This is a genomic window from Enterobacter asburiae (assembly GCF_008080435.1).
Classification (GTDB): domain Bacteria; phylum Pseudomonadota; class Gammaproteobacteria; order Enterobacterales; family Enterobacteriaceae; genus Enterobacter; species Enterobacter asburiae_C.
In genome coordinates this window covers 12861-28901 of sequence record NZ_VRKN01000016.1, presented here as the reverse complement: position 1 = coordinate 28901, position 16041 = coordinate 12861, and the positions used below count along the sequence as shown (strand labels likewise).

General features: G+C 57.4%; 11 protein-coding genes. 5 read left to right on the top strand and 6 right to left on the bottom strand.

Features of this window, described 5'->3' with window-relative positions:
- Positions 1-10 precede the first annotated feature (10 nt).
- Complete coding sequence (gene priA, locus FU672_RS20665) at positions 11-2206, bottom strand: primosomal protein N' (protein WP_148244639.1); 2196 nt, start codon at positions 2204-2206, stop codon at positions 11-13.
- Positions 2207-2406: 200 nt separating this feature from the next.
- Here priA and rpmE point away from each other — a divergent pair, with 200 nt between their 5' ends.
- Positions 2407-2619: a 50S ribosomal protein L31 gene (gene rpmE, locus FU672_RS20660; RefSeq protein WP_003862040.1), complete on the top strand. Its 213-nt coding sequence runs from the start codon at positions 2407-2409 to the stop codon at positions 2617-2619.
- Between the two features lie 48 nt (positions 2620-2667).
- On the opposite strand, the gene metJ is transcribed toward rpmE, so the two are convergent.
- Positions 2668-2985 carry a met regulon transcriptional regulator MetJ gene (metJ, locus tag FU672_RS20655; protein ID WP_003862042.1) on the bottom strand — a complete coding sequence of 106 codons (318 nt, stop codon included), beginning with the start codon at positions 2983-2985 and terminating at the stop codon, positions 2668-2670.
- A 276-nt stretch (positions 2986-3261) separates the two neighbouring features.
- Between metJ and metB the strand changes: the two genes are divergently transcribed.
- The 4 genes from metB to katG all read left to right on the top strand — a co-directional run bounded on the left by metB (position 3262) and on the right by katG (position 10364).
- Complete coding sequence (gene metB, locus FU672_RS20645) at positions 3262-4422, top strand: cystathionine gamma-synthase (protein ID WP_148244637.1); 1161 nt, start codon at positions 3262-3264, stop codon at positions 4420-4422.
- 2 nt (positions 4423-4424) lie between these two features.
- On the top strand, positions 4425-6857 hold the full coding sequence (locus tag FU672_RS20640; RefSeq protein WP_148244636.1) for a bifunctional aspartate kinase/homoserine dehydrogenase II: 2433 nt from the start codon (positions 4425-4427) through the stop codon (positions 6855-6857).
- 226 nt (positions 6858-7083) lie between these two features.
- Entirely contained in the window at positions 7084-7974 is an 891-nt protein-coding gene (gene metF, locus FU672_RS20635) for a methylenetetrahydrofolate reductase (protein ID WP_148244635.1), read from the top strand.
- A gap of 209 nt (positions 7975-8183) precedes the next feature.
- Positions 8184-10364, top strand: a complete 2181-nt coding sequence (katG, locus tag FU672_RS20630) for a catalase/peroxidase HPI (RefSeq protein ID WP_148244634.1) — start codon at positions 8184-8186, stop codon at positions 10362-10364.
- An 83-nt stretch (positions 10365-10447) separates the two neighbouring features.
- Here katG and gldA read toward each other — a convergent pair whose 3' ends face one another.
- From gldA to ppc, 4 genes are all read right to left on the bottom strand, one after another.
- Positions 10448-11551, bottom strand: coding sequence for a bifunctional L-1,2-propanediol dehydrogenase/glycerol dehydrogenase (gene gldA, locus FU672_RS20625; protein WP_148244633.1), 1104 nt, complete (start codon positions 11549-11551; stop codon positions 10448-10450).
- Positions 11552-11563: 12 nt separating this feature from the next.
- Entirely contained in the window at positions 11564-12226 is a 663-nt protein-coding gene (gene fsa / locus FU672_RS20620) for a fructose-6-phosphate aldolase (RefSeq protein ID WP_148244632.1), read from the bottom strand.
- 128 nt (positions 12227-12354) lie between these two features.
- Complete coding sequence (locus FU672_RS20615; protein WP_148244631.1) at positions 12355-13116, bottom strand: helix-turn-helix transcriptional regulator; 762 nt, start codon at positions 13114-13116, stop codon at positions 12355-12357.
- 94 nt (positions 13117-13210) lie between these two features.
- Complete coding sequence (gene ppc, locus FU672_RS20610; protein WP_148244630.1) at positions 13211-15862, bottom strand: phosphoenolpyruvate carboxylase; 2652 nt, start codon at positions 15860-15862, stop codon at positions 13211-13213.
- Between the last annotated feature and the right edge of the window lie 179 nt (positions 15863-16041).

Here is a 16041-nt window from a genome sequence, read left to right as displayed (position 1 = left end):
CGATCCGTCTTCAACCTTCGATGGGATCGACGTCCAGTACCCACTTCACTTTTCGCGCTTCCGGCAGGGTATTAATCAGTACCAGCGCGCCGCTGACGATATGCTGAAGACGAATACGCGAGGGGTGCTGGAGCAAAATTTGCCAGCGAAAACGTCCGCCGCGTTTTGGTGCGAGTGCCGGCACCGGGCCCAAAATCCACAGCTGATTATCCACCAGCGGGCTGGCCTGCAGGAGGTTTCTCAGCTGCTGCAGGAAAAGAGGGGCCTGTTGGTTGTTGTGATCTTCCGCGCGGATGATGACGTGGCTGGTCCACGGCGGCAGCTGCATGGTCTGGCGTTCGGCCAGCGCCTGCTCGGCAAAGGCGTCATAGCCTTTATGCAGGAGGGTTTGCAGCAGCGGGTGCTCAGGGTGGTGCGTTTGCAGCACCACCTCGCCCTGTTTACCGGCGCGACCGGCGCGCCCCGCCACCTGCGTATAAAGTTGGGCAAAACGCTCGGCAGAGCGGAAATCTGCCGAGAACAGCGCGCCGTCCACGTCCAGCAGGGCGACCAGCGTCACGTCCGGGAAGTGGTGGCCTTTGGCCAGCATCTGGGTGCCAATCAGGATGCGCGCGCCGCCGCGATGCACTTCCGCCAACTGCTGCTCCAGCGCCCCTTTGCGGCTGGTGGTGTCCCGGTCGATACGCGAAATAGGCACGTCAGGGAAGAACGGGCCAAGCGCCTGTTCCAGCTGTTCCGTTCCCAGCCCCACCGGCACGATATGCGTGGAACCACATGACGGACACTGGCGCGGCACCGGGCGCTGGCTGTCGCAGTGGTGGCAGCGCAAATGCCGCTGGGCCTGGTGGAAGGTGTAGTAATGGTCGCAGCGCGGGCACTCGGCAATCCAGCCGCAGTCGTGGCACAGCAGGGCGGGGGCAAATCCGCGCCGGTTGAGGAACAGAATGACCTGATTTCCCGCCTGCAAATGCTGGCGCATACGGGTAATCAATGCAGGCGCTAATCCGGCCTGCACCTGCTGACCTTTCAGATCCAGCACGTGCTGAATGGCCGGACGGGCATTCCCCGCGCGACGCGTCAGGCGCAGCATGTGGTATTTACGCTGGCGAACGTTGTGCAGCGTTTCGAGCGCTGGCGTGGCCGACCCCAGAATAATGGGGATTTGCTCGCTGTGCGCGCGGTATACCGCTAAGTCGCGGGCGTGATAGCGCCAGCCTTCCTGCTGTTTATAGGAGCTGTCGTGCTCTTCGTCGATGACGATGACGCCAAGATTTTTAAACGGCGTAAACAGCGACGAGCGGGTGCCGATCACAATCGCCGCTTCGCCGTTTTTGGCTTTTAGCCAGGCGCTGAGGCGCTCGCTGTCGTTCAGGCCGGAGTGCAGCACCTCAACCGGCGCGTTAAAGCGTTCGCGGAATCGGGCGATGGTCTGCGGCGTCAGGCCAATTTCCGGCACCATCACCAGCGCCTGTTTGCCCTGAGCGAGCACATTTTCCAGCACGCTCAGGTAGACCTCCGTTTTGCCGGAACCCGTCACCCCTGCCAGCAGCCAGGCAGAGAAATGATCGGAGGCACTATGAATCGCGCCCACGGCGGTGGCTTGCTCGGTATTCAGACGCAGGCGATCCCCTGACACGGAGAAACTCTCCCGCCAGTCGTAAAGGACAGGTGCTTCGCTGGCCAGTTCGCTCAGCCCTTTCTTTCTTAAGGCCTGTAGCGCCGTTTCGCTGACCTCAAGTTCGTCGACCTGATGCCGCCAGATTTTCCCCTGACGCAGCGCCGCCAGGGCCTGCTGTTGTTTCTGCGAGCGCTTGAGGCTGTTAATGTCCACAGCCTGACCCTGCTCGGTAGCAAACCAGTACCACATTGGTGCGTGGCTGGCGCTCTTGCCCTGGCGCAGTATAATCGGCAGAGCGTGGAACAGAACGTCGCCAATCGGATGATGATAATAATCCGCCGCCCACAGCAGCAGTCGCCAGGTGCTGGTGGAGTAAACCGGCTCGCTGTCCAGCACCTCAACGACTGACTTGAGTTCATTGAGCGGCAGTTCGCTTTGATCGCTGACGGAGACGACAATCCCCACGCGCTGCTGTTTGCCAAACGGCACGGTCACGCGACAGCCCGCTTTGGCGCTCATGCTGTCGGGCAGCAGATAGTCAAAGGTGCGGGGAAGCGGAACGGGCAGGGCAACGTGAGCGACGGGCATCGAATCTTCCTGACTTGAAAAGTGGCGCGTTAGTATACACATTAGTAAAAGCGGCGTGCGGATCAGTTTGCATACGTTGGTCAAATTCTGTATGATTCGCCGCCTTTGGTGTATATTACGCCAGAGAAATTACATTCAACATCGCGTGGTGTCTGGCGTTAGGGCTGGAAGAGCGACGCGGCCTTAACTGAGGTTCTCCCATGAAAAAAGATATTCACCCGAAATACGAAATGATTACTGCAAACTGTTCTTGCGGTAACTCTATCCAGATCCGCTCCACCGTGGGCCACGATCTGAACCTGGACGTGTGCGGCAAATGCCACCCGTTCTACACTGGTAAGCAGCGTGATGTTGCAACCGGTGGCCGTGTTGACCGCTTCAACAAGCGTTTCAGCATCCCGGGCGCTAAATAAGTTTCCCGAAAAAAAGGCACCGCAAGGTGCCTTTTTTGTATCCGCTTTTCAGTATTCCCACGTCTCCGGGTCGATACCCAGTTCACGCATGATCACCTTCGCCTCTTCCGGGATTTCATCACTGCGCTCTTTACGCAGATCGTCATCGTTCGGCAACGGTTGACCGGTAAACGCATGCAGGAACGCTTCGCACAGCAGTTCGCTGTTGGTCGCGTGGCGCAGGTTGTTCACCTGACGACGCGTACGTTCATCGGTGAGGATCTTCAACACCTTCAGAGGAATAGAAACCGTAATTTTCTTTACTTGTTCACTCTTCTTACCGTGCTCAGCGTATGGGCTGATATATTCGCCGCTCCATTCAGCCATGAGATACCTTTAATCCTCTCAGTCATTTATCTAAAGGTGCAAAACCTGTAACCACCCGTTTTGAACCGCAATCTTGCCTAGTTTACCGTAGAGACGATACCGTGGCACGGATATTGCCACTGCAGCGTGCACTAAAGCATATAATTTTAACGGCTATTTGCGCATTGCTCAATCTATACGCAAAGAAGTTTAGATGTCCAGATGTATTGACGTCCATACTTTCAATGTTTACTCTGATGCCTGACTTTTCACCTCATTCGCCAGGAAGCCCTCACCATGACGCGTAAACAGGCCACTATTGCAGTGCGTAGCGGATTAAATGATGACGAGCAGTACGGCTGCGTTGTCCCGCCGATTCATCTTTCCAGTACCTATAATTTCACCGGATTTAATGAACCCCGCGCGCATGATTATTCGCGTCGTGGTAACCCTACGCGTGACGTGACCCAGCGTGCGCTGGCCGAGCTGGAAGGTGGCGCAGGTGCAGTATTAACCAATACAGGGATGTCCGCCATTCACCTGGTGACCACGGTGTTCCTGAAACCAGGTGACCTTCTGGTTGCGCCGCACGATTGCTACGGCGGCAGCTATCGCCTGTTTGATAGCCTGGCGAAACGCGGCTGCTATCGCGTACTGTTTGTCGATCAAAACGACGAACAGGCGCTGAAACAGGCGCTGGCAGAGAAACCAAAGCTGGTTCTGGTGGAAAGTCCAAGCAATCCATTGTTGCGCGTTGTCGATATTGCGAAAATTTGTCAGCTCGCAAGGGATGCGGGAGCGATAAGTGTAGTGGATAATACGTTCCTCAGTCCGGCCCTTCAGAACCCACTCGCACTGGGTGCCGATCTGGTATTGCATTCATGCACTAAATATCTGAACGGCCATTCTGATGTGGTAGCGGGCGTGGTGATTGCCAAAGATCCCGACGTTGTCACCGAACTGGCATGGTGGGCCAATAATATTGGCGTCACCGCGGGTGCCTTCGACAGCTATCTGCTGTTGCGCGGCATCCGCACGCTGTCGCCGCGCATGGATATGGCGCAGCGCAATGCCCAGGCGATTGTCGATTTCCTGAAAAACCAGCCGCTGGTGAAAAAGCTTTATCACCCGTCGCTGCCGGAAAATCAGGGGCACGAGATTGCCGCGCGTCAGCAGAAAGGGTTTGGCGCGATGTTAAGTTTTGAACTGGACGGTGACGAGCAAACGCTGCGTCGCTTCCTGAGCGGGCTGTCATTGTTTACGCTGGCGGAATCCTTAGGTGGGGTTGAAAGCTTAATCTCCCACGCCGCGACCATGACGCACGCAGGTATGGCACCCGAAGCACGTGCCGCCGCCGGGATTTCTGAGACGCTGCTGCGGATCTCAACCGGTATTGAAGATTCTGAAGATTTAATTGCCGATCTGGAAAATGCCTTCCGGATCGCAGCCAAGGGGTAATCATGAGTGTGATAGCGCAGGCAGGGGCGAAGGGTCGTCAACTGCACAAGTTTGGTGGTAGTAGTCTTGCTGATGTGAAATGTTACCTGCGTGTCGCAGGGATCATGACGGAATATTCACAGCCGGGTGACATGATGGTTGTCTCGGCGGCGGGCAGCACCACCAACCAGTTGATTAGCTGGCTGAAACTGAGCCAGACCGATCGCCTTTCTGCGCATCAGGTGCAACAGTCCTTACGCCGTTACCAGAGCGAGCTGATTGCCGGCCTGCTGCCTGCGGACATGGCGGACGGGCTGATCAGCGCCTTCACGCATGACCTTGAGCGTCTGGCTGCCCTGCTGGACAGCGGAATTACCGATGCGGTGTATGCCGAAGTGGTGGGCCACGGTGAAGTGTGGTCCGCGCGCCTGATGGCGGCCGTGCTGCAACACCTGGGTGTGGAAGCGGCCTGGCTCGATGCGCGTGATTTCCTGCGTGCCGAACGCGCCGCGCAGCCGCAGGTAGATGAAGGGTTGTCCTACCCGCTGCTGCAACAGCTGCTGGTGCAGCATCCGGGCAAACGTATTGTCGTCACCGGCTTTATCAGCCGTAGCAACGCGGGCGAAACCGTGCTGCTGGGCCGTAACGGTTCGGACTACTCGGCAACGCAAATTGGTGCCCTGGCGGGCGTGTCCCGCGTCACCATCTGGAGCGATGTGGCCGGTGTTTACAGCGCGGATCCGCGTAAAGTGAAAGATGCCTGTCTGCTGCCGCTGCTGCGTCTCGACGAAGCAAGCGAGCTGGCGCGTCTGGCCGCGCCGGTACTGCACGCGCGCACGCTGCAGCCGGTTTCCGGCAGCGATATCGACCTCCAGCTGCGCTGCAGTTACACCCCGGATCAAGGCTCCACGCGCATTGAGCGCGTGCTGGCGTCCGGTACCGGGGCGCGTATCGTCACCAGCCATGACGACATCTGCCTGATTGAGTTCCAGGTGCCTGCGGGCCAGGACTTCAAACTGGCGCATAAAGATATCGACCTGGTATTAAAGCGTGCTCAGGTACGCCCGCTGGCCGTTGGTGTTCACAATGACCGCCAGCTGCTGCAGTTCTGCTATACCGCTGAAGTGGCTGACAGCGCGCTGAAAATTCTGGATGAAGCGGGCCTGCCGGGCGAGCTTCGCCTGCGTCAGGGACTGGCGCTGGTGGCGATGGTGGGCGCGGGCGTCACCCGTAACCCGCTGCACTGCCACCGCTTCTGGCAGCAGCTGAAAGGCCAGCCGGTGGAGGTCACCTGGCAGTCGGAAGAGGGCATCAGCCTGGTCGCCGTCCTGCGTAAAGGGCCAACCGAGAGCCTGATTCAGGGCCTGCACACCTCCCTGTTCCGCGCGGAAAAACGCATCGGTCTGGTGCTGTTTGGTAAAGGCAACATCGGTTCCCGCTGGCTGGAGCTGTTTGCCCGCGAACAGGTAACACTCTCAGCGCGTACCGGATTCGAATTCATTCTCGCGGGCGTAGTGGACAGCCGCCGCAGCCTGCTGAACTACGAAGGGCTGGACGCCAGCCGCGCGCTTGCCTTCTTTAATGATGAAGCCGTAGAGCAGGATGAAGAGTCGCTGTTCCTGTGGATGCGGGCGCACCCGTATGACGATCTGGTGGTGCTGGACGTCACTGCCAGCGAACAGCTGGCCGATCAGTACCTTGATTTCGCCAGCCACGGTTTTCACGTCATCAGTGCCAATAAGCTGGCGGGGGCAAGCAGTACCGATAAATACCGCCAGATCCACGACGCGTTTGAAAAAACAGGGCGCCACTGGCTGTATAACGCCACCGTGGGCGCGGGCCTGCCGGTTAACCACACCGTGCGTGATCTGATTGAAAGCGGCGACAGCATTCTGGCGCTGAGCGGTATCTTCTCCGGCACGCTCTCATGGCTTTTCCTGCAGTTTGACGGCACCGTACCGTTCACCGACCTGGTGGATCAGGCGTGGCAGCAGGGCTTAACGGAACCCGATCCGCGCGTTGACCTCTCCGGTAAAGACGTGATGCGTAAGCTGGTGATCCTGGCGCGTGAAGCCGGTTACGACATCGAACCGGATTCCGTCCGCGTCGAATCGCTGGTGCCTGCCGGCTGTGAAGAAGGTTCTGTGGACCATTTCTTTGAAAATGGTGAAGAGCTTAACGAGCAGATGGTGCAGCGTCTGGAAGCGGCGAACGAGATGGGGCTGGTGCTTCGCTATGTGGCGCGTTTCGAGGCCAATGGAAAAGTGCGAGTCGGCGTCGAGGCGGTGCGTCCTGAACATCCGCTGGCGGCGCTGCTGCCGTGTGATAACGTCTTCGCCATCGAAAGCCGCTGGTACCGCGATAACCCGCTGGTGATCCGCGGTCCTGGCGCAGGGCGCGATGTTACCGCCGGGGCCATCCAGTCCGACATCAACCGTCTGGCTAAGCTGCTGTAATTTCACTTTTTCCCTCTCCCTGTGGGAGAGGGTTAGGGTGAGGGCAACCAACCGCACTCACCCCCAACATGAATTTCCCTCATATTCCCTGAGCAAACCTCACCGTTATTGTTGATTATTTATGTTGACGTCCCTCCGCTTTTCCGTCATTTTTACATCTGGACGTCTAAACGTATAGAAGTTCACAACACAACAGACAACGACATGCGATTGATAGAGGTAAGGTATGAGCTTTTTTCACGCCAACCAGCGGGAAGCACTGAATCAGAGCCTGGCCGAAGTAAACGGCCAGATTAACGTCTCTTTTGAATTTTTCCCGCCGCGCACCAGTGAAATGGAGCAAACCCTGTGGAGCTCTATCGATCGTCTCAGCAGCCTGAAACCGAAGTTTGTCTCCGTGACTTACGGTGCTAACTCCGGCGAGCGTGACCGTACGCACAGCATCATTAAAGGCATCAAAGATCGTACCGGTCTGGAAGCGGCTCCGCACCTCACCTGTATCGACGCCACCCGCGACGAGTTGCGGGCTATCGCCCAGGATTACTGGAATAACGGCATTCGTCATATTGTCGCGTTGCGCGGTGACCTGCCGCCGGGCAGTGGCAAGCCGGACATGTATGCCGCCGATCTGGTCGCGCTGCTGAAAGATGTGGCCGACTTTGATATCTCCGTTGCCGCATACCCTGAAGTGCACCCGGAAGCGAAAAGCGCCCAGGCGGATCTGCTTAACCTGAAGCGTAAAGTGGACGCCGGTGCGAACCGCGCCATTACCCAGTTCTTCTTTGATGTGGAAAGCTATCTGCGCTTTCGTGATCGCTGCGTCTCAGCGGGTATCGATGTCGAAATCATCCCGGGCATTCTGCCGGTCTCAAACTTCAAACAGGCGAAGAAATTTGCTGATATGACCAATGTGCGCATTCCGCTGTGGATGTCTAAAATGTACGAGGGGCTGGACGATGACCCGGAAACACGCAAGCTGGTGGGCGCAAATATCGCGATGGACATGGTGAAGATCTTAAGTCGTGAAGGGGTGAAGGATTTCCACTTCTACACGCTGAACCGCGCGGAAATGAGTTACGCCATTTGCCATACGCTCGGTGTGAGACCTGGCGCATAATAACGAAAAGCCCTCTTCGGAGGGTTTTTTGATTTATAAGGGTTTTATTTTCCCGCCATATCAGCAAAGCTGCATTTGACGTACAGAACTCATGTATTTTCCATGGGAAATTAAACGGAATTAACTATCGAATCTGTGGGTTATCTCAACTATACCTTATCAACAAGGGCGTATATCGTAACGGTAACACTGTAAAAGGGAGCATAGCGATGAGCACGTCAGACGAGACCAATAAAGCGGCATCAGTCGGCAAATGCCCGTTCCATCAGGGCGGCGTCGATCACAGCGCGGGCGCAGGTACAGGCAGCCGCGACTGGTGGCCAAAACAACTCCGCATCGATCTTCTTAACCAACATTCCAACCGTTCGAACCCACTGGGTGAAGACTTTGACTACCGCAAAGAATTCAGCAAGCTTGATTACTCCGCCCTTAAAGGCGACCTCAAAGCACTTTTAACCGACTCCCAACCGTGGTGGCCTGCCGACTGGGGCAGCTATGCGGGCCTGTTTATCCGTATGGCCTGGCACGGCGCGGGTACCTATCGCTCCGTTGACGGGCGCGGTGGCGCAGGACGCGGTCAACAGCGCTTTGCGCCGCTGAACTCCTGGCCGGATAACGTGAGCCTGGATAAGGCGCGCCGTCTGCTGTGGCCCATCAAGCAAAAATACGGACAAAAAATTTCCTGGGCTGACCTGTTTATCCTCGCGGGTAACGTGGCGCTGGAGAACTCCGGCTTCCGCACCTTTGGTTTTGGTGCCGGGCGTGAAGACGTCTGGGAACCGGATCTGGACGTGAACTGGGGTGATGAAAAAGCCTGGTTGACCCACCGCGATCCGGAAGCGCTGGCGAAGCGTCCTCTGGCCGCCACCGAAATGGGCCTGATCTACGTGAACCCGGAAGGGCCAAACGCCAGCGGTGAACCGCTGTCCGCGGCGGCGGCGATTCGCGCGACCTTCGGCAACATGGGGATGAACGACGAAGAGACCGTTGCGCTGATCGCGGGCGGCCACACCCTCGGCAAAACTCATGGCGCGGGTGAAGCCACGCACGTCGGCACCGACCCGGAAGCCTCGCCGATTGAAGCACAGGGCCTGGGCTGGGCGAGCACACACGGCACGGGCGTTGGCGCAGATGCTATTACCTCCGGTCTGGAAGTCATCTGGTCGCAAACCCCGACCCAGTGGAGCAACTACTTCTTCGAGAACCTGTTCCAATACGAATGGGTACAGACCCGCAGCCCGGCGGGTGCGATTCAGTTTGAAGCCGTGGATGCGCCGGAAATCATGCCTGACCCGTTCGACCCGTCGAAAAAACGCAAACCTACTATGCTGGTCACCGACCTGACGCTGCGTTTTGACCCGGAGTTCGAGAAAATTTCCCGCCGCTTCCTGAACGATCCGCAGGCTTTCAACGAAGCCTTCGCGCGCGCGTGGTTCAAGCTGACCCACCGCGATATGGGGCCAAAAGCGCGGTACATTGGTCCGGAAGTGCCGAAAGAAGATCTGATTTGGCAGGATCCGCTGCCGCAGGCGGTGTTCAACCCGTCGAAAGAAGACATTGAAAGCCTGAAGGCGGAAATCGTGGCATCCGGTCTGTCCGTGAGCGAACTGGTTTCTGTTGCCTGGGCGTCAGCTTCAACCTTCCGCGGTGGCGATAAGCGTGGCGGTGCCAACGGCGCACGTCTGGCGCTGGCACCTCAGCGCGACTGGGACGTTAACGCCGCGGCGGTTCGCGCGTTGCCGGCTCTGGAAGCTATTCAGCGCACCACTAACAAAGCCTCACTGGCCGATATCATCGTGCTGGCGGGCGTGGTAGGCGTTGAGCAGGCGGCAAAAGCCGCAGGCGTTTACGTCAACGTGCCGTTCACCCCGGGTCGTGTGGATGCGCGTCAGGATCAGACGGATATCGAGATGTTTAACCTGCTCGAACCGATTGCCGACGGCTTCCGCAACTACCGTGCGCAGGTGGATGTGTCCACGACGGAGTCACTGCTGATTGATAAAGCCCAGCAGCTGACGCTGACCGCGCCTGAGCTGACGGTGCTGATCGGCGGCCTGCGCGTACTGGGTGCAAACTTTGATGGCAGCAAGAATGGCGTATTCACCGACCGCGAGGGCGTGCTGAGCAATGATTTCTTCGTGAACCTGCTGGACATGAACACCCGGTGGAAGGCGACCGACGAATCTAATGAACTGTTTGCCGGAAGCGATCGCGCCAGCGGTGAAGTGAAATACACCGCCACCCGCGCCGATCTGGTCTTCGGTTCTAACGCCGTCCTGCGCGCGCTGGCAGAGGTTTATGCCAGTGATGATGCGCATGAGAAGTTTGTCCGCGACTTCGTTGCCGCATGGGCGAAGGTGATGGATCTGGACCGGTTTGACCTGCAGTAACCCTTGTGCCGGGTGGCGCTAACGCTTACCCGGGTTACTGGCAAAAAAATCCCCGCTGATGCGGGGATTTTTATTCACGCTATTTACTCCCACTCCTGCAGGAACCGCTGCCCATACTGGTCGGCCACCAGCAGCGCCGCATATACCTGATCCGGCGTTACGTCGCCGGGCATGTTATGGATAGTTTCCCTTTCGGCACAGGAGGCTTCCGCGATCAGACGCATTTTGGCCGGAATATCCTCTTTGATGTTCAGCTGTGCCAGCGTGATCGGCAGCCCAACGCTGTGACAAAGCGCGGCGACGGTCTCTATTTCTTCTACCGGTGCGTTTTCCAGTACCAGCTGCGCCAGCGTGCCGAACGCGACCTTTTCACCATGGTAGAAATGATGCGCGTCCGGCACCGCCGTCATTCCGTTATGAATAGCATGTGCCGCCGCCAGACCACCGCTTTCAAAGCCGACACCGCTGAGATAGGTATTGGCTTCGATAATACGTTCCAGCGCCGGTGTAACCACATGCTGTTCTGCCGCCAGCATCGCTTTTTCACCTTCTTCAACCAGCGTGTTGTAGCACAGCTCGGCCAGCGCGAGTGCTGCCTGCGTAGATTTGCCGCCCGCCATGGTGGTCGCGCCGCTGCGCGAGCAGGCGCGTGCTTCAAACCAGGTGGCGAGGGCATCGCCAATCCCGGCGGCCAGCAGACGTGCCGGCGCACCCGCTACCACTTTGGTATCGACGATAACCATGTTCGGGTTGTGCGGCAGCATCAGGTAGCGATCGAATTCGCCGTTGTCGGTATAAATCACGGAAAGGGCGCTGCACGGGGCGTCGGTGGAGGCAATCGTCGGGGCAATAGCCACGGGTACGTCCATAAAATGGGCCAGCGCTTTGGCGGTATCCAGCGTTTTACCGCCGCCAATGCCCAGCACCGCCATGCAGTCGGCTCTGTCGGCCAGTTTTTTCAGGCGATCGATTTCATTTTGTGAACATTCGCCACAAAACGGTGCGATTTCGGCATGCAGTTCGGCTTTTTTAAAACTCTGTCGCAGGGTCTCTTCGGCAAAACCCAGCACAAATTTATCGCCGACAACCAGCCAGCGATTGGCCAGAGGTTTCAGATAGTCGCCGAGACGGGTAAGCACATCAGCGCCCTGGATGTATTTCCCCGGCGATTGAATGATACGGTCCATAACAGTTCTCCCTTAGAGGTTGAGGTTACCAAACGCGTTTTTCCAGTCCTGTTCGAACTTCTCTATGGCTGACTCTACCGCTGGCGTGCCGAGCATTTGTTGCGCTACGTCTAAGGGAAGCGTGATTGCCTCGCATCCCGCCAACAGGCAGTCCAGCGCCTGACGCGGCGTTTTGAAGCTGGCGGCCAGCACCTTGCTTTCCGGCGCGTGCATTTCCAGCAGGGATTGCAGCTCCTGGACCATACGAATGCCATCACCGCCCTGAGCGTCAACGCGGTTTACATACGGCGCGACATATTTCGCCCCTGCCAGTGCGGCAAGCAAGCCCTGTGCCGCGCTGTAAACGGCGGTCCCCAGCGTTGTTATCCCCTCTTTTTTCAATGCCTTAATTGCGATAAGCCCCTGAGCCGTCACCGGGATTTTCACCACGATGTCCGGGATGGCGTTGCTCAGACGTTTGGCCTCCGCCACCATGCCTTCGGCATCGCGGCTCATGGTTTGAGCAAACAGCGTGCCTTCCGGTCCGATGGCTTTTTGCAGACTCGGTAGCACGTCCCAGATGGATTCACGGCTGGCGGCAATGATGCTCGGGTTGGTAGTGACGCCCGCAATGGGAAAGATGCGCGCCAGGCGTTCAACTTCCACCACGTTGGCGGTATCCAGGTACAGTTCCATTATTTTTCCTTAAGTCAGAAAGGTTAAATAAAGGATAAGGCTCTGCCAGGTGCGGCGGATACAGGTCAATTTTGCCAAATACTGGACAAATGTAATGTCCTTAGCAAAGTGAGAGGGCGATCACAGTGCTATTTTTTGGCGCTCAGCTGGCTGTGATACTGGCGTCGATATTCGGAAGGGGAGCGTTCTGTGTGCTTGCGAAAGAGACGGCAGAAGTAGTTGCTGTCCGAAAATCCACAGCTCGCGGCAATGTCTTTGATTTTGAGATCGTAGCCTTTCAGTAGCTGTCGAGCATGCTCGAGACGCGTTTGTGTCAGGTATTCGTTGAATCCGACGCTGCCGACTTTCTGAAAAAGATGGGAAAGGTAGTTCGGTGAGATGTAGAACGCCTGCGCCACGGATTCGCGAGTTAACGAAGAGGCGTGATTTTCTTCGATATAGCTACGAACGGCTTCGAATAATGCGCGGCTGCGGTTGGCGGTGTGGATATCGCTGCCGAGCAGATCCCGACAATGGCTGAGCAGGCTCAGTACCACCAGTCTGGCGGTGTCTTGCTCATTCGGCTGCATTTGTATTTCGTTCAGCGTTTGCAGCAGAAAAGCGCCCGTTCGCGGGCCACGCCGGGCAACCTGTAACTGTTGCAAAAGCGCGTTCTCATACTGCAACTCGATAGTCAGCAGCTGTTTACCAAAGTGTATGCTAAGGGCGTTAGCCGGTTGATGGGTATGCCCGGATGATGAAAATAACGCCTCACAGGGGTTATCAAGGATAATGACGAGGCTGGGTGATGTCCGGGGGGGCTGTTCGGCCAGGGCTGCAAAATTAACCTGATGCAGCGGTAACGCACGGTTAACCAGGTCAGTCAAAATGCGGGTGATATCGTGATGCATGGGGAGATGACCGAAATTTGCCGGGTGGCGCTCACGCTTACCCGGCCTACCTGACGTAGGCCCGTGCAAGCGCAGCGCCGCCGGGCATACAGCATTAGCCTGTGTTACGCATACCCGCCGCAACACCCGCGATCGTGACCATCAGCGCCTGTTCAACGCGTGGGTCCGGCTCTTTGCCTTCTTCTTCCGCCAGACGCGAACGGTGCAGCAGCTCTGCCTGCAGGACGTTCAGCGGGTCGGTGTAGATGTTACGCAGCTGAATAGACTCGGCAATCCACGGCAGGTCCGCCATCAGATGCGAGTCGTTGGCGATGTCCAGCACCACTTTGATGTCGCCTTCCAGAAGTTCGCGCAGCTCTTTACCCAGCGCCCACAGTTCAGGTTTCACCAGACGCTGGTCGTAGTATTCCGCCAGCCACAGGTCAGCTTTCGAGAAGACCATCTCCAGCATACCCAGACGGGTAGAGAAGAATGGCCAGTCGCGGCACATGGTTTCCAGTTCGTTCTGTTTGCCGTCTTCCACCACTTTTTGCAGCGCGGCACCGGCACCCAGCCAGGCGGGCAGCATTAAACGGTTCTGCGTCCAGGCGAAGATCCACGGGATCGCGCGCAGAGACTCTACGCCACCGGTTGGGCGACGCTTTGCAGGACGTGAGCCCAGCGGCAGTTTACCCAGCTCCTGCTCAGGCGTGGCCGAGCGGAAGTAAGGGACGAAATCTTTGTTTTCACGCACGTAGCCGCGGTACAGATCGCAGGAGATGTCAGACAGTTCGTCCATGATATGGCACCAGGACGCTTTCGGCTCCGGCGGCGGCAGCAGGTTTGCTTCCAGGATCGCGCTGGTATAGAGCGACAGGCTGCTGATGGTCACTTCCGGCAGGCCGTACTTGAAGCGGATCATCTCGCCCTGCTCGGTGACGCGCAGGCCGCCTTTCAGGCTTCCCGGCGGCTGCGACAGCAGCGCTGCGTGTGCAGGTGCGCCGCCACGGCCAATTGAACCGCCACGGCCATGGAACAGAGTCAGCTCAATACCGGCTTTCTCGCAGGTTTTGATCAGTGCGTCCTGCGCCTGATACTGCGCCCAGGATGCCGCCATCACGCCCGCGTCTTTAGCGGAGTCGGAATAGCCAATCATCACCATCTGTTTGCCCTGAATAAAGCCGCGATACCAGTCGATATTCAACAGCTGGCTCATGACGTCGTTGGCATTGTTCAGGTCGTCGAGGGTCTCAAACAGCGGGGCGACCGGCAGAGCGTAGTCGATTCCCGCTTCTTTCAGCAGCAGGTGAACGCCCAGCACGTCGGACGGGGTCTTCGCCATGGAGATCACATAGGCGGCTACCGATCCTTTCGGTGCATCAACGATCGCTTTACAGGTGTTGAGCACTTCGCGGGTTTCGTTGCTTGGCTCCCAGTTGCGCGGCAGCAGAGGGCGCTTGGAGTTCAGCTCGCGGATCAGGAAGGCCTGTTTGTCGGCTTCGGACCAGCTTTCATAATCGCCGATGCCGAGATAGCGGGTCAGCTCGCCCAGGGCTTCGGTATGACGGGTACTTTCCTGACGTACGTCGATACGCACCAGCGGCACGCCGAAACACTTCACGCGCCTAAGGGTGTCGAGCAGTTCGCCATTGGCGATGATGCCCATCCCGCAGGCCTGCAGTGATTTATAACAGGCGTACAGCGGCTCCCAGAGCTGTTCGTTCTGGCTGAGCAGGCCTTCTGGTTTTGGCAGGCGCTGACCTTTCAGACGCGCTTCCAGCCAGGCCTGAGTGGCCATCAGCTGACCACGCAGTTTTTTCATCAGAAAACGGTACGGCTCGCTGGCTCCTTCTTCACCGGCCAGCGCGCGCAGTTCAGGCGTCGCTTCAACCATCGACAGCTCGGAGATCAGTACCTGAATATCCTTCAGGAACAGGTCGGTCGCTTTCCAGCGGCTCAGCAGCAGGACGTGACGGGTGATTTCCGCGGTCACGTTCGGGTTACCGTCGCGGTCGCCGCCCATCCAGGAGGTGAAACGAACCGGAACAAAGTCGACCGGCAGGCGGTAGCCGAGGTTCTCTTCCAGCTGCTCGTTTAGCTCACGCAGGTAGTTAGGCACCCCTTCCCACAGGCTGTTTTCCACCACCGCAAAGCCCCATTTGGCTTCGTCTACCGGGCTTGGGCGATGCTTACGAATTTCATCGGTGTGCCAGGACTGGGCAATCAGCTGGCGCAGACGGCGCATCAGCTGGTTGCGTTCGTAGTCGGCAATGTCTTTGTTATCCAACTGCTTCAGACAGTTGTTCACTTCCACCATTTTGTGGATCAGGGTGCGACGGGTAATTTCGGTTGGGTGTGCGGTCAGCACCAGCTCCAGCGAAAGAGACTCCACCGCTTTTTTGATGGTGGCTTCGTTGAGGTCTGGCTGGTCTTTCAGTTTACGAAGGGTGCGGGCAATGACTTCCGGGTTGCTGGCCGCTTCGCCATTTGGCGAAATGCTGTGGTATTGCTCAGCGGTGTTGGCCAGGTTCAGGAACTGGCTGAATGCGCGTGCAACGGGCAGCAGCTCATCGTTAGAGAGGTTCTGCAAGGTGGTGAGCAGCTCCTGACGATTGGCCTCGTTACCGGCACGGGAAGATTTAGACAGCTTGCGGATGGTTTCAACGCGGTCGAGGATGTTCTCCCCCAACGCATCTTTGATGGTATCTCCAAGCACTTTGCCGAGCATACTGACATTACTACGCAACGCGGAATATTGTTCGTTCATAAAAACCCAGTCACCCCATCATTTTTGTTTATGCCCAGACGAAAATCTTCTGGACATTATTTTGTCATCTCCCTTTATAAAGCCACGTAAAACCCCCGTCGTCAATTGCTGCGAAAACGGTTCAGCAAACGAATAAATGTGGGCAATTTACGAAATTTAATTCGCATTGCGTCAGATAA

Excerpts from the sequence above, each read along its gene's own strand:
- metB (WP_148244637.1), top strand. The coding sequence starts at position 3,262 with ATGACGCGTAAACAGGCCACTATTGCAGTGCGTAGCGGATTAAATGAT.
- rpmE (WP_003862040.1), top strand. The coding sequence starts at position 2,407 with ATGAAAAAAGATATTCACCCGAAATACGAAATGATTACTGCAAACTGT.
- FU672_RS20640 (WP_148244636.1), top strand. The coding sequence starts at position 4,425 with ATGAGTGTGATAGCGCAGGCAGGGGCGAAGGGTCGTCAACTGCACAAG.
- gldA (WP_148244633.1), bottom strand. The coding sequence starts at position 11,551 with ATGGACCGTATCATTCAATCGCCGGGGAAATACATCCAGGGCGCTGAT.
- fsa (WP_148244632.1), bottom strand. The coding sequence starts at position 12,226 with ATGGAACTGTACCTGGATACCGCCAACGTGGTGGAAGTTGAACGCCTG.
- metJ (WP_003862042.1), bottom strand. The coding sequence starts at position 2,985 with ATGGCTGAATGGAGCGGCGAATATATCAGCCCATACGCTGAGCACGGT.
- FU672_RS20615 (WP_148244631.1), bottom strand. The coding sequence starts at position 13,116 with ATGCATCACGATATCACCCGCATTTTGACTGACCTGGTTAACCGTGCG.
- katG (WP_148244634.1), top strand. The coding sequence starts at position 8,184 with ATGAGCACGTCAGACGAGACCAATAAAGCGGCATCAGTCGGCAAATGC.
- priA (WP_148244639.1), bottom strand. The coding sequence starts at position 2,206 with ATGCCCGTCGCTCACGTTGCCCTGCCCGTTCCGCTTCCCCGCACCTTT.
- ppc (WP_148244630.1), bottom strand. The coding sequence starts at position 15,862 with ATGAACGAACAATATTCCGCGTTGCGTAGTAATGTCAGTATGCTCGGC.
- metF (WP_148244635.1), top strand. The coding sequence starts at position 7,084 with ATGAGCTTTTTTCACGCCAACCAGCGGGAAGCACTGAATCAGAGCCTG.